The organism is bacterium (assembly GCA_036504735.1).
GTDB lineage: Bacteria > Electryoneota > RPQS01 > RPQS01 > RPQS01 > DASXUQ01.
In genome coordinates this window covers 845,554-859,829 of record DASXUQ010000005.1, presented here as the reverse complement: position 1 = coordinate 859,829, position 14,276 = coordinate 845,554, and the positions used below count along the sequence as shown (strand labels likewise).

Below are 14,276 nucleotides of genomic sequence, written 5' to 3'. Positions count from 1 at the left end.
GGCAGGTGCAATTGTGCAATGCAAATCACATTCCTCCGAGATCCCACTTGTTCCCATAGGGTCTCTATTACTTGATACCCGCGTCGGAAAAGCCGCGTTCCCACCCCTGCATTTTTTTCTCCATGAATCTATGTGCAATATTTGAACATGTTTCCGGCACATTTGGACTTCAACTTCCGCTCAGGAGCTGCCTTTGGTATTCAGATGTGATTGTCCACTTTTCCACCGTGTAACTCTTTGTCTGTCAGAATTATTCCCTCCCGCTGGGTAAGAGTTGCCGCTTTAGATTTGTTTAGATCATTTGTTATGTCACCAGCTATAACCCCGAACAAAAAAATGAGAGGCGAACCTCTCCTTTCATTGCTACCGACCGAAGCCCTGACCGGGACACACAGGTCTCCGGTCTATCTCCCAACCATTCTCACCCCTTCTTCCACCGCCGTTACCACATAGAACCGCTTTCCCTGGCCTGTGGCCACCACCGGTTCGACAAACGCCGTATCTGTAACGGAAGCAACCAGGAACTGCGGCTGGGCGGACACTGCCGAATTCCCGGCATACACCCGATAGCCACTGGCCCGTGCGGAGTGTCTCCACACTAACCGCACGGAGTCGCTCTGCGTGTATACGGCCAGATCCCGGATCACCGCCGGCAGCGGGTGGTACTCATCCGCCCCGATATCCGGTGGATTTCCTCGCACGTCGCCGTCAATATCTGTCGTCACTAACCCGGTCACAATACCTCGTCCATCCACCACTCCCGACGTATCCGCTATGTGCAAATCGCTCCCGCTGATAAAACCCGGATTGGCCGCAATCCCGCTGCTGTCGTATCCCGCCGCCTGCCAGGCCGTGAGGGTCGCGTAGGAAACTCCGTTCACGCGTCCCACGGCAAACAGCGGTGACGTTCCGAAAATATCATTTCCGTTGCATTGCGGACTCCCGCCGCTGTATTGCAAAATTCCATAGCTGGTCACATGGCCTTCGAGGGACACCAGAATATTGTTCTCAATTACCTGACTGCTCCCCGTGGAAATGCAGATGGCCGATAGGTCATTGGTCCACGGCATGTCATCCAGCCGCACACTGTTGTGCAAAATCGTATTGGTGCCTGACGAGAGATAGAATCCGTTGATCTTCAGATGTCCCGCATTGGAAAAACCGTAGATGAAATTGTTGACCGCCATCACCGCCGCGCCGCTTCCCGCCGCCGCGTAAATTCCCGCCGCGCGGTTCGACGCCGACAGAGACCCATCCGCAAACCCGTGAATCCGGTTTCCCGAAATCTGCACGCTGCCACCTGTCCCAAGTCCCGCTATATATACCCCATAGCAGGCCGCCGCCAAAGGAGACGGAGATCCGGGAACGATTTCGTTGCCGTTAATGACGCAGTCCACCTGCTTGCCGGCAGAAATCCCGTAGCGCGCATTCAAGATCATGGAGCGGTTGACGGTATTGCCGCTGTCCTGCCCTGCCGTGGCATCCCCTCCGATCGCAATTCCCGTAAAGGCACCACTTACCGTCACGCCGTCTATCAGATTGTTATGGCAGCCGTCTCCATGCACGAAGATCCCCGTGGTTATGCTTGCGGCAGAATCGGCGCCATGAATGCCACAACGTCGAATCTCGCAATGCGAGGACCCGCTGCGCAATGTTACCGCTGTCGTGCAGTTGCCCGCGGCGACAATCTCCATGTCGGCCAGGTTTACATACCGCGCGCTATCCAGCAGGATCACAGCTTCACCCGTAGCCGCTCTGAGCAGTGCCGGATTCTGCAACCCGTACAGCGACTCGATCGTCACAGGATGAGTTTCGCCGGCACCGGGGATGGCCGGAATGCAAAGCGTTCCGGTGTATATTCCCGGAGTAATCCGCAGTGCCACTTCATCGGATACACCGCGCATCGACAGATGATCTACGGCCTCTGCCGGCGTTGCAAAATCCGCCTCAACCCCGCCGATGCTGTAATGTCCGGCCAGCGGCGGCCCCACTACCGTCACCTCTGCCGTTGCGGTATCGTTCACCGCAATCTGGTCACCGGTCAAAAAACACTGTGCCTTCAAGACGCCACTCGCCAGCCCCGTATCCGGCGTCGCCCAGTGAACAAGCGCGGTATCGGCACCGCCCGCCGCGACGCTCACCGATGCGCTGCCGCAGGGAATCCCTCCGAAATACAGCAGCAGCGGCACCGAGGATGCCGCCACGGTCCCCTGGTTCACCACCCGCACAGCAATATCGTAGTCAAAAGCCGCCTCATAGCGTCCCCCGGGAATCTGCGCCCAGGATACGGCCAGATCATGCTGCGCCGCCAGAAAGTCGTACTCATCCGCGCCGATATCCGGCGGATCATCTCGTAGTTGCCCGTCAAAATCACTGTCGACTCCCACGCTGCTGACACCGCGATGGTTCAGCAGCGATATGTTCGGCAGAATATGCAGATGCACCGAATCCACAAACCCCGGATCTCCCGTTACGCTGTGAGCCTCTCCGCCCGTTCCTGCTTGCCACAAACTTAGCGTGGCATAGTCCGTATTTCCGGATCGTCCAAGATGGGCATGGCCGTTGCCTCCGGTGCGGTCACTGAACGCATTGAAGTCACTGCTAAGAGTGCCACCGCTCCGCACCAGGCACCAGGCATTGTTGGCCGTCTCACTGATCTGCAGGACATTGTTCTGCGCGACCGTGTGGGTGGCCAGCCCCGTATCCGCCAGGGCAACCACATCGCCGCTGCCCGCAATATCGTTCATCCACACGCTGTTAAATCGCACGTCCGCGTGCCCGCTGCCCACCAGAATTCCGTATACCGCATCCGCACCGCTTGCAGTCCATCCGCTGATCATGTTGTTCTGCACCGTCGCGTCGCCTTCGCCTGACGCGCTGTACACACCACAGCAGCCTGTCGCGCTCCGCCCTCCGGTAATCTCATTCCCGTCGGCAATCACCTGCATGCCGCTGCTCTGCGCGCCAAGATACACCCCGTAACAGGCTCCCGCGCCGTCAAACCCGGGGCGGATCCTATTGGAAACCAGCCGTGTGCTGTCCTGATAATCAGCGCGGATAGCGGTGCGAGTCGTCGTGATCGTGCACCGTTCCACCGTGTTGCCCCGGTCATCCGCCCCTGCGCTGCCATCCAGCCGGATGCCATAGTAGAATCCGCTGATGGCCAAATCGCGCAGCACATTCCCGTCGTTCCCTCCGCCCGCAATGATCACCCCGCAAGCTGTGGTTGCCGCGAGCGCCGAACCCGTCAAGGTGCAATTCAGAATCCGGTTGGAATCCGCATCGCTGTCCATCCGCACGGCGCTCAGGCAAGGATACTCCGGGACAATCGCCAGTCCGTCGAGAACCACGTGCCGTGCACCGCTGAAAATCACTACCGCCACGCCGCTGTCCGCGCTAAGGGTAACCCCGCCGAGCGAGTCCGCAGGCCGGAACGTCACCGTATGATCTCCAGATGTCCCCGCCACCGGACCGAGCAGAATCGGTTCGTTGTACGCTCCCGGTAGGATGCTGAACACCACCGGCCCGCTGATTCCCCGCTCCTGCACATCCCGCACCGCGTCGGAAATCGATCTGAAGCTGCTATGGTCCGCACCGACGGAATACACACCGCTTAACGGCGCACGCACCACATTCACCCACACGGCGGCGCTGTCGTTTGCCGGATCGGCGTCTCCCGCCAGAAAGCCTTGGGCTTTCAGTCGCCCCGTGGAAGGCGCTGCCGGAGTATTCCATACCAGCGTCACCGTATCCGTCTGCCACGGAGTAAGCGCGAGCGCCGTACTGTCCAGCGGAACATTGTTGAAATACAATCGCAGCGGTACACTATTCACTGTTGCTGCGCTGCGATTCTGCACCATAATCTGTACCGGCACGGCAGAGTGCTCTACCACCTGCGATGCCGGTTCCGCAAACCCCACCACCGCCACGTCTGCGGACGGTGCCGCAAACGCATAGTCATCCGCACCCCGGCAGGGCGGCGTCCATCGCGGCTCGCCGTCAATATCCGTCAGCAGGTCCGCTATCGCTGTCCCGTTGCGATTAGCCAGCCCATATGCCGGAAGAATGTGCAGATCATTTGAGTTGACAAACCCCGGATCGCCCTCGAGGCTATACAGGTCCCCGCCCGTCGCGCCTCTCCAGTCCGCAAGGCCGGGAAGATCCACACCCAAATGTCCCACGCGGTAACTGCTTCCCGTGCCCTGAAAGACATTGTAGTCCGACTCCAGCGGCGACGTGTTCAGCATCAGAAAAATGTTGTACGCCGGGCTGGAGAGTTCGCGGTTGCAGAAGATGTTGTTCACGATCCGCGTGTTCCCCGTCGCGGCGCTTGTCCCGATATACAGCGCATAAGCGGCGCCTGTCGCGGAGACGTCATTTACCAGCACACTGTTGTCCGCCACTTCCGTCTGGCCTGACGAGATGTACAGCGCCCGCGCCTGTGAGCCACCCGTGTTCTGAAATCCGTAGATAAAGTTGTTGCGGATGCGCACGACCGCCGTCGCCGAATCCGGCTTCACCCGGATTCCCACGGCGTACACGCTCGAGGTTTTCATACCGTGAATCCGGTTTGCCAACACCTCAAGCGTATCGTCCGGCAGCATCGCTCCCGCCCAGATCCCATCCACTTCATCTGCCGATCCGCCATTCACCGCGATGTCATTTGCCTGCACCGTGCAGGCGGACTGATACTTCAGATAGATCCCGCAGCGCACACTGTCCACGTGGCAACTGTCGATCTCGTTGCCTGTGCCGACCCCCGAAACCGTGCCTTCAAGCTGAATTCCCCGCACCGCTCTCCGCACCGTCAACATGGAAAAGCGATTGAATTCGCACGCCGTCCCGCGCAACAGAATCCCATCACTGTTGGCAAGGCCTGCACTCTGTCCCCGCAGGGTCGCGTTGCGGACCGTGTTGTGTTGGCTTCCGTCCGTCATTATCAGACAGTGGCGCACTGTCCCGGACAACGCCGTGATGTCAATGCCATCGAGCGTCAGGTAACGTGCGCCCGCGAGTGTCACCGTTGCCGTATCCACCGTGCTCCCGCAGGAAACCGTTACGGCGCCGCCTCCCGCATTACGGATCGTAACCGGACTTTCCGCAGATGCCCCCGGCACAGCGGAAATCACCACCGGCCCGCTGTACGCCCCCGGCGCCACCGAGATTACGGTCGGCGCGGACACACCCGTTGCCGTTAGTGCAGCCACGGCCTCGGTCAATCCTGCAAAGTCCGCGTTTGTGCCGCCTGCCGCATAGGTGCCCCCCAAAGGACCGGTTCCCGTAGTGAAGCTCCACACCGGACCAACCGTCTGAAACCACGGATTCCGCGTCACTACCCGCCAGTAATAAACGTGACTGCTCAGCAGGTGGGAAGGCTGCACATAGCGCGTCCCTTGCCCGTTCGCGATCACCCTTGCCGCAGGCAGCATCTGTTGCACGTCGGATGCCGTTCGAGACAGATACAGGTCAATCGCCGAGGTCTCTGTGTCCGCAATCCACGTCAGGGCCGAAGTCACGCTGGCATTGGAAGACTGATCGGCTGGCTCAGGAAAAGTCGGAAGGGCAGGGGGGAGGATCAGCAGCGGACCGCCGACATTGTCCAGCAGAATTGTGCTTGCCGCTGCGTTGCGTACCGCTCGCACCAACGCGATGTGCACAACGGTGCCGGAATATGCACGCAAACCGACGGCCCGCCGCACAAAAGCCGAGTCAAAATCGCGGCCCGGGCTCAGCACGGCTAACCGCACCGAAAAATCTCCGGCTGCCGTGCCGGTCGTTGACAGCAGTACATAGAGAGTGTCCGAAAACGATACGGACTGGCCCGAAGAACGCACATAAAAAGCCAACTCCGCGTGTGCAGAGTCGGCATACAGTGCGGGTGTGATCAGCCATTGCCGGATCGTCCCGCCGAATACATTTGGGTCGTGCTGCGAGGCCGCACTGTATCCCCACGGGCTCGTCGCACCACCGGAGCGCGTCCATCCGGTCGTGCCGTCACCGGTTTCAAAAGTCTGCCACCCTGACGGCGGAAAATCGCCCTCAAAGGTCTCCATCAGCGGCAGTGCTGAAACACATGCCACCCCTGCCAGCAGACCCGCCAATAAAAGCACCACGCGCGCGAAAACCATAGAATCGTCCGTCCCATCCATCGCAATCATCAACATCCATTCACCCATGCCGCGAATCTATAAGATAAGGCGCACAGCCGCCTGTGTAAAGAGCTGCATCACACATATTCAAAAAAGCCCGGATCCTTTAACGCTTCACATCCTTGATCTTAACAAGGATTTCTCATATCTTACAAAACTGTTGCAGGGTTGAGCTTACTGCTCTGACCGGTGAGCAAATTGCCACGGCCGCCTTACGATCGTGGACTTCGCGCTGGAATGAGTGATACTGCCGAATTATGGCATTTCATTTACAATTTCGGAAAGTAATGGAGATTCGAACATGACAAATGTTCAGACACACTACGGCGAACTGGTCGCCAAGTACCGCGAGTACACGGTCCTGCGCACCATTTCCGAACTGCTCCACTGGGATATGCAGACGATTATGCCTCCCAAAGGAGCCGAGAGGCGTGCCGACCAGCTCGCTCTCACGTCCGGCATGGCTCATGGCCGCCTGACCTCGCCGCGGATTGGTGAATTGCTTTCCGATCTTGAAGCTCATGAACAGGACCTGCTGCCCGAACAGTTAGCCAACCTCCGGGAGATTACCCGGGATTACCGCCGCGCTACCAAGATTCCCCAGAAACTGGTGGAAGAACTCAGCCGTCACCAGTCGGTCTGTCATGAAGCCTGGGTCAAAGCGCGCGAGTCCGGCGACTTCAACGAGTACGCGCCCTTCCTTGAAAAGATGGTGCGCCTCACCGCCGAGCAAGCCGAATATCTGGGGTATCGGGATACTCCGCTCGATGCCCTCATCGATGAGTTCGAACCCGGCGCCACGACCGCCATGTTCACCACGCTGTTCGATGAACTCAAGGCCGCCAATGTCCCGCTGCTCCGCAAAATTATGGCCTCGCCTGTGAAGGCGAACCATCGGTTTCTGGAGATGGACTATCCCGCTGCCATGCAGAAGAAGTTCGGCGAGCAGGTGATGCAGGCTATGGGCTTTGATACTCAGGGTGGTCGCCTGGATACCTCAGTGCATCCGTTCTGTTCCGGCACCTACGGCGACGTGCGGATCACCACGCGCTACAATGAGCACGCGCCGCAGCAGGCCATCTTCGGCATCATCCATGAGACCGGCCACGCGCTCTACGAGCAGGGATTCCTCCCCGAGAATCTTGGGACTCCGCTGGCCGAAGCTCTCAGCTACGGCATTCATGAATCCCAGTCGCGCATGTGGGAGAACTTCGTGGGACGCAGCAAGCCCTTCTGGACCTTCTTCCTGCCGCGCCTGAAGGAACTCTTCCCCAATGAACTGGCGCAGGTTTCACTGGATCAGTTCGTGCTCGCCATCAATCATGTCGAGCCATCTCTGGTGCGGGTGGAAGCCGATGAGATGACCTATGATCTGCACATCATTTTGCGCTTCGAAATCGAACGCGATCTGTTTGCCGGCAAGCTCTCCATTTCTGATCTTCCCCAAGCGTGGAACCGCAAGATGGAAGAGTATCTCGGCGTCACGCCGCCCAACAACGGCAAGGAAGGCGTGATGCAGGATGTTCACTGGTCAGGCGGTGCCTTCGGCTACTTCCCGTCTTACAGTCTTGGCAACATGGCCGCCGGACAGTTCTGGTATGCCATGCGCGCTCAAATGCCCGGCATGGACCAGCAGATGGAGCAGGGCAACTTCGCCGAGGTTCTGCACTGGCTGCGGGAGAATGTCCACCAGTATGGCCGCCGCTTCGTCCGCAACGAACTCATGCAAAAAGCCACCGGCAAACCCCTTGGCACCGCAGACTACATCCGCTATTTGAACGAAAAATACTCGGCGCTGTACAAGCTGTAATCGTTCCTTCGAATCGATTCAGAGAGGCGAGCCTTCGGGCTTGCCTCTTTTTGTTGTTGTTTTGTCGGCTGCCTCTCCGAGTTTCGTCAAATACAGATATTACAGTCTCCTTTACCCAAAGCTCCAGAAGTTACTCCTCTTGACAAATACATACTGACTGGTTAATTTACATATGTAAGTTTCACGGAAGAATAATTTCCGAAAGAAGTTTTTCTAAGTTATGAAAAGCACTGCATTTGATGTTGATCTTGAAAGCCGGGCACAGCTACTGATCGCCTTCCCACGGATTCTGATCATGGCCGGGGAAATTACGGCCAGAGCTGGAGATGCGCTGATTTTTGAGGAATTCGGCCTGAACGTGGCCAAGTTTAGCCTGCTGGCTACCCTCAGTCACTGCGGCGGTCAACTGTCCATGTCCGAACTCAAGGATCAGGCGCGCATGATGCGCAGCCAGTCCAACCTGACGCAGATGGTGGACGATCTGGAAGCCCGACATCTGCTTCAGCGCATTTCGTCCAAGGAAGACCGCCGAGTGTCTTTGGTGGAGATTACGGACGAAGGCCGGGCACTTACCGAACGCGTAATGGTGAAGTACTTCGAAATCATGGACGTCTACCTGAAAGACTTTCCCACCAATGAGTTGCGCGACACCGTGATGGTCATGATCAAATGGATCTGGAAGGCTGGCGATGCGGCGGGCGTCGGCCATTTGCGCCCAACCCCCAACCCGTTCGACGAGGCGTGACACGAAGCGCCCTTCACAACCCGAAGAAAGAAGCACATCAGAGGATTAACCATACATGAGTGAACACAAAACAGGGACAGGCATGCATCTTAAATTCATGATGCTTATCTTGCTGTCCACGATCTGCTTTTCCACCGCGCACGCCGTTACCGTCTCCGGCAAGATCCTGGACAAAGAGACCGGGGAGTCGGTCCCCAGCGCCGCAATTATGGTGGTTGGCACGACGCGTGGAGCTGCAGCCGATGTAGAAGGGCTGTTCTCGATTCCCGATCTCCCGGCGGGAGCCGTTCAGTTAAAGATCTCCGCGCTGGGGTTTCAGCCTTTTACCAAAGATCTCACTCTCGTTGAAGGCAATGATCAGCACATCATCATGAGGCTGGTGCCGGAAGCCGTGCAGATGATGGAAGTGAATGTCGAAGCTCAGGGGACCAAGGAACGCGAGTACACTCCCAAGGTGGCACAGTATCATCTTGAGTCCCGCGAACTGACGGCTCTGCCTCAACTGGTAGAGGCCGACCTGCTGCGCTCACTGCAGATCATTCCCGGCGTGCTGCCCACATCGGACTTCTCGTCCGACCTCAACATCTGGGGCGGATCCAGTGACCAAAACCTGATTCTGCTCAACGGGATCGACGTCTACAAGCCTGTGCATATGGGCGGTCTGTTTTCCGTATTCAATACGGATGCTATCAAGGACGTCAAGCTGGTTAAAGGCGGGTTCGGGGCCAAATACGGCGGCAGACTTTCGGCGGTGGTAGACATTGCCGACCGCGAAGGCAACCGCAACAAAATGCGGGGCAAGTTCGGGTTGTCTTTGCTCAGTGCCAATGGCACAATGGAAGGGCCGCTGCCTCATGGCTCCTGGCTGTTGGCCGGACGCCGCACCTATGTGGACTGGGCGTCAAAGACGCTGAAGAACAACGGCGTGATCAGCGACGCCTTTCCGTATTACTTTTATGATTTGAACGCCAAGGTCACGCGGGATTTTGCCAACGGCGACCGCCTGTCCCCCTCGGCCTACTTCGGACGGGACGTGCTGTTCCTGACGTCCAACACCAACGACCAGATCCATCTGTCGTGGGGAAATGCCACCTACAGTATTCCTTTTGTGCATGTCTGGTCGCATAAGCTGTTCTCCACCAACATCGTGGCGGGTAGTTTCTACAATTCGGATTTCCGTTTCGATACCGGTGGCAACTATTTCCTGTTCAAGAACAAGATACAGGACTTCACCTTCAAGACAGACTTTTCGTGGTTCATCAGCGACCGCAATGCGATGGACTTCGGAGTGCAGGCCAAGGCGATGGACCTGTCGTTCTTCATCGGCGGCCCGCAGGATACTTTGGTGGATCACACCAGCAAAGGCCTGATGGCGGCGGCCTATGTGTCGGATGATTTCCGCCTGACGCCGCTGTGGACCATTACCCCGGGACTGCGGCTGGAGCACAACGAGATCGCCGGTACCACCGATATTCTGCCGCGCCTATCGGCCAAGCGGTATCTCACCGCCAACTCTTCCATCAGCGCGGCGTGGGGCATGTACAGCCAGTATCTGCAACTGGTGAGCATGGGCGGCAATCTGGTGTCGATCTTCGATTCCTACGTGCCTATCGACAAGACGATGAACCCCAATCGCGGGCAGCAGTTCGCGCTGGGCTATGAGAATGCGATGGACGGCCGCTTCAAGATTTCGGCGGACGCCTACTACAAAATCTTCAACCGGATTATTCAGCTCGATCCCAAGCTCACTGACACACAGCACGGCAGAAACCAGGATCGCCCGCTCTCCGAGCTGTTTATCGTCGGTGACGGCCATGCCTGGGGAGTCGACCTGTTCATGCAGGGCGATTTCGACAAGTACACGGTGATGGCGGGTTATGGTCTGGGCCGCACCCTGCGCTCGTTTAGTTACTATGGTCCTTACAATTTCCCCGCCAGTTTCGACCGCCTGCACAACGCGAACCTGTTTGTCAGCCGGAAGATGACGAAGCACGGCACTCTGGAGGCACGCTTCACGTACGGTACAGGCCAGCCGATCACCAAGGCGGAAGGCGTGTACAGCCCCGGTTTTGACCTGCCCGGTCAGTCGCTGCCGTTTTCTCGGCAGAATGGGTATCGTGTCTCCAATTATAATCGCCTCGACGTGGCGTACCGGCTGCACTATGACTACCGCCACTGGAAGCTCGCGCCGTACATCGAAGTGGTCAACCTGTACAATCGCAAGAACGTGTTGTCGCTGGATTACAAGTTCAAGGACAACCCGCCCGTTGTAGCCGAAACCCATCAGTTGCCTTTCCTGCCGTCCGTTGGCGTCAACGTGGAGTTCTGAGATGCAAAAGCCAAAATGCCAAAAAACCAAAAAGTCAAACGTTCTTTGCATCTTTGCCGCGACACTGACGGTGATGCTGGCGCTGATTGCCGGATGTGATCCGGCCAACAAGGATCATTACGTCGAGCAGATTGTACTTCAAGGACAGATGTTCGTCGGACAGGCGCCGGAAATCCGGCTGGCTCATACGGTCCGGCTGGAAACACGGTACGATCCCAATAATGTCGGCATCAGTGGCGCGGATGTGGTGCTGACGGCTGAAGCGGATACTTTTCATTTGACCGAGCGGCTTTCGGATCTGCGCGGAGCGGGATATTACGGTCTCCGCCCCGGTGATTCCCTCATCTTGACTCCCGGAGCACACTACTCGATCCGCGCCATTGCCGGCACAGACACGATCACAGCCCAGACCCGGGCCGCAGGTTTTGTGCGCGTCACCGTGCCCGCAAGGGACCAGGCTCCGGATACCATTCTCTATGATGGCCAGTTCCGTTACGGCATCAACTGGGAGCGTGACAGCCTGGCGCGAGGTTACTGGCTGATTTACGAAAATGTCAATCCGCATCATGCGGATGACTCGACACTGCTGTGCGCCACCAACGCTGGGCCTGACAAGCGGGAAGGCGTTTACGCCTCCTACTGGAGTGTGCCACCAACAATGGACAGCACCAATTCTCCGGCGATTCTATTCAACCGGGACGGGCTGCACCGCGCGAGAATCTTCTCCTGTGACAGTGCATTGTGGTACTGGAGCAGCACGTGGATGCCCATCGCCATTCAGCCGAATCCGATCAGCAACGTGCACGGTGCCCTCGGATTGTTCTCGGTCGGCGGCGTGGACACCGTCTATTTCTACATTGCCAAAAATCCCGCCTTCGACAACTGTCCCTAAGCAGTGGATTGGCCATCGCGGATAAAGTACCCTTTGGAGAGTCTGCTGTAACCTGCACTGAAACGACAAGGGCCGCACATGCACCACGACTCACGCCGACTGTGGACAAGCATCCTCCTGATGGTGGTCATGCTGACAGGTGCTGTGGTTGGGAATCTGTATGCGGTAACGATTTCCGGTAAGATTCTGGATCGCGAAACCGGGGAGTCGGTTCCCAGCGCCGGCATATCGGTAGTGGGGACTCCGCGCGGGGCCGCCGCCGATGTGGAAGGTCTGTTTTCGATTCCGGATCTTCCGGCAGGGAAGACGGAGCTGCGAATCTCCGCGCTGGGGTATCAGCCGCAGGCGCAGAAGCTTGAACTGGTTGAAGGTGTGGACCAGCACCTTACCGTCCGGCTGATGCCGGAAGCCGTGAAGATGATCGAGGTCACGGTGGAGACGCGGGAGACGGCGGACCGCGAATATACTCCCAAGGTGGCGCAGTACCAGATGGAGCGGCGTGAACTAAGCGCCCTGCCGCAACTGGTAGAAGCCGATCTGTTCCGCTCCTTGCAGGTGATTCCCGGCGTGCTGCCCTCCTCGGATTTTTCCGCGGACTTGAATATCTGGGGTGGCTCCAGCGACCAGAATCTGATTCTCCTGAATGGCATTGAAGTGTATAAGCCCGTCCATCTTGGCGGGCTTTTCTCTGTGTTTAATATGGATGCCATCAAGGACGTCAAGCTGATCAAGGGAGGCTTCGGAGCCAAGTACGGCGGACGGCTTTCCGCCGTAGTGGATGTGGCAGACCGCGAAGGCAACCGCAACCGCCGGGTTGCCAAATTGGGACTGTCCTTCCTCTCGGCAAACGGCACCGTCGAAGGTCCGCTGCCGCATGGCTCCTATCTGCTCGCCGGTCGCCGTACGTATATTGACTGGGCGTCGCGGACCCTCAAGCACAATGGAATCATCGAGGACGATTTCCCTTACTACTTCTACGACCTGAATGTCAAAGTCACGCGGGATTTTGCCAACGGAGACCGGTTGTCTCCGTCGGCCTTCTTCGGACGCGACGTGCTGTCCTTGACGTCGACATCGCACGATCAGGTTCACCTGACGTGGGGCAATGCCACCTACAGTGTGCCCTTTGTGCATGTGTGGTCCCACCGGCTGTTCTCGACCAACATCGTGGCCGGGAGCTTCTATGATTCGGATTTCGGCTTTCAATCCGCCGGCAACCTGATCAAGTACAAGAATCAGATTCAGGACTTCACCTTCAAATCCGACGTGACGTGGTTCGCCACTGCCCGCAACACCTTTGACTTCGGCGCGACCGCCAAAGGAATCCGAATCGTGTATTTCATCGGCGGGCCGGGTGATACACTGGTAGACCGTTCGAACCGCGGCTGGCAGTACTCGGGCTATCTGTCCGACGATTTTCGCCCCACAGAGAACTGGACGATCACTCCCGGCATCCGGGTGGAGCGCAACGAAATCGCGCGGGCAACGGACTGGCTGCCGCGTCTGGCCATCAAGCGCCAACTGTCGGAGAAGACCTCCCTCAGCGCGGCATGGGGACTCTACAGCCAGTACCTGCAACTGGTGAGCATGGGCGGCAACCTGATTTCGATCTTCGACGCTTACATTCCGCTGGATCACACCCTGTCGCCCAATCGCGGCGAGCAATATGCGCTCACCTTTGAGGGTGAAGCCGGTGAGCATTTCCAGATTTCTTCCGATGTTTACTACAAACGGTTTCAGCGGGTCATTGAACTGCGGCGGAATATGACCAATTCGCCCGACGGCCAAAATGCAAATAAGCCATTGTCGGAGCTGTTCAACGTGGGCAGCGGGCGGGCCTTCGGTATGGATCTCTTCCTGCAGGCGGACTATGGCCGCTTCGGCTTCATGGCGGGCTACGGACTGGGGACGTCGCTGCGTTCCTTCAACGCCTATGATGGCGGACTCACTTTCCCCGCCGCCTTCGACCGCCTGCACAACACCAATGTGGCCGTCAGCCAGAAGATCGGCAAGCACAGTTCGCTCGAACTCCGGTTCAACTACGGTACAGGCCAGCCGATCACACAGGTGATGGCCTACTACTATCCGGGCGGAGCCTTTGGGACGCTGTTCCTGCCCGACCGCCGCAACGGCTACCGCATTCCCGATTATCACCGCCTTGATGCCGCCTATCGGATGCGGTATGCTTACAGGCACTGGACGTTGGCTCCCTATCTGGAAGTCATCAACGTGTATAACCACAAGAATGTATTGACCCGGGATTATGATCTGTCGCACAGTCCGCCGCGGATCAACGAGATCACCCAGTTGCCCATCCTGCCCTCCGTGGGCGTTAACGTGGAGTTCTGACC

Annotated in this window: 6 protein-coding genes; 5 read left to right on the top strand and 1 reads right to left on the bottom strand. The window is 57.8% G+C overall.

The annotated features are described in order from the left end of the window. Positions 1–404: 404 nt before the first annotated feature. Positions 405–6,176, bottom strand: a complete 5,772-nt coding sequence (locus VGL38_05330) for a choice-of-anchor J domain-containing protein (protein ID HEY3294837.1) — start codon at positions 6,174–6,176, stop codon at positions 405–407. Positions 6,177–6,450: 274 nt separating this feature from the next. Here VGL38_05330 and VGL38_05325 point away from each other — a divergent pair, with 274 nt between their 5' ends. The 5 genes from VGL38_05325 to VGL38_05305 all read left to right on the top strand — a co-directional run bounded on the left by VGL38_05325 (position 6,451) and on the right by VGL38_05305 (position 14,274). After that, the gene (locus VGL38_05325) at positions 6,451–7,959 is read left to right on the top strand and encodes a carboxypeptidase M32 (GenBank protein ID HEY3294836.1); all 1,509 of its coding nucleotides are present in this window, start codon (positions 6,451–6,453) and stop codon (positions 7,957–7,959) included. 220 nt (positions 7,960–8,179) lie between these two features. Next, entirely contained in the window at positions 8,180–8,704 is a 525-nt protein-coding gene (locus tag VGL38_05320; protein HEY3294835.1) for a MarR family transcriptional regulator, read from the top strand. Positions 8,705–8,759: 55 nt separating this feature from the next. Beyond that, positions 8,760–11,033: a TonB-dependent receptor gene (locus tag VGL38_05315; protein ID HEY3294834.1), complete on the top strand. Its 2,274-nt coding sequence runs from the start codon at positions 8,760–8,762 to the stop codon at positions 11,031–11,033. A gap of 1 nt (position 11,034) precedes the next feature. Beyond that, complete coding sequence (locus VGL38_05310; GenBank protein ID HEY3294833.1) at positions 11,035–11,925, top strand: hypothetical protein; 891 nt, start codon at positions 11,035–11,037, stop codon at positions 11,923–11,925. Between the two features lie 78 nt (positions 11,926–12,003). Next, positions 12,004–14,274 carry a TonB-dependent receptor gene (locus VGL38_05305; protein HEY3294832.1) on the top strand — a complete coding sequence of 757 codons (2,271 nt, stop codon included), beginning with the start codon at positions 12,004–12,006 and terminating at the stop codon, positions 14,272–14,274. Positions 14,275–14,276: the final 2 nt, after the last annotated feature.

Excerpts from the sequence above, each read along its gene's own strand:
- VGL38_05325 (HEY3294836.1), top strand. The coding sequence starts at position 6,451 with ATGACAAATGTTCAGACACACTACGGCGAACTGGTCGCCAAGTACCGC.
- VGL38_05315 (HEY3294834.1), top strand. The coding sequence starts at position 8,760 with ATGAGTGAACACAAAACAGGGACAGGCATGCATCTTAAATTCATGATG.
- VGL38_05330 (HEY3294837.1), bottom strand. The coding sequence starts at position 6,176 with ATGGGTGAATGGATGTTGATGATTGCGATGGATGGGACGGACGATTCT.
- VGL38_05320 (HEY3294835.1), top strand. The coding sequence starts at position 8,180 with ATGAAAAGCACTGCATTTGATGTTGATCTTGAAAGCCGGGCACAGCTA.
- VGL38_05310 (HEY3294833.1), top strand. The coding sequence starts at position 11,035 with ATGCAAAAGCCAAAATGCCAAAAAACCAAAAAGTCAAACGTTCTTTGC.
- VGL38_05305 (HEY3294832.1), top strand. The coding sequence starts at position 12,004 with ATGCACCACGACTCACGCCGACTGTGGACAAGCATCCTCCTGATGGTG.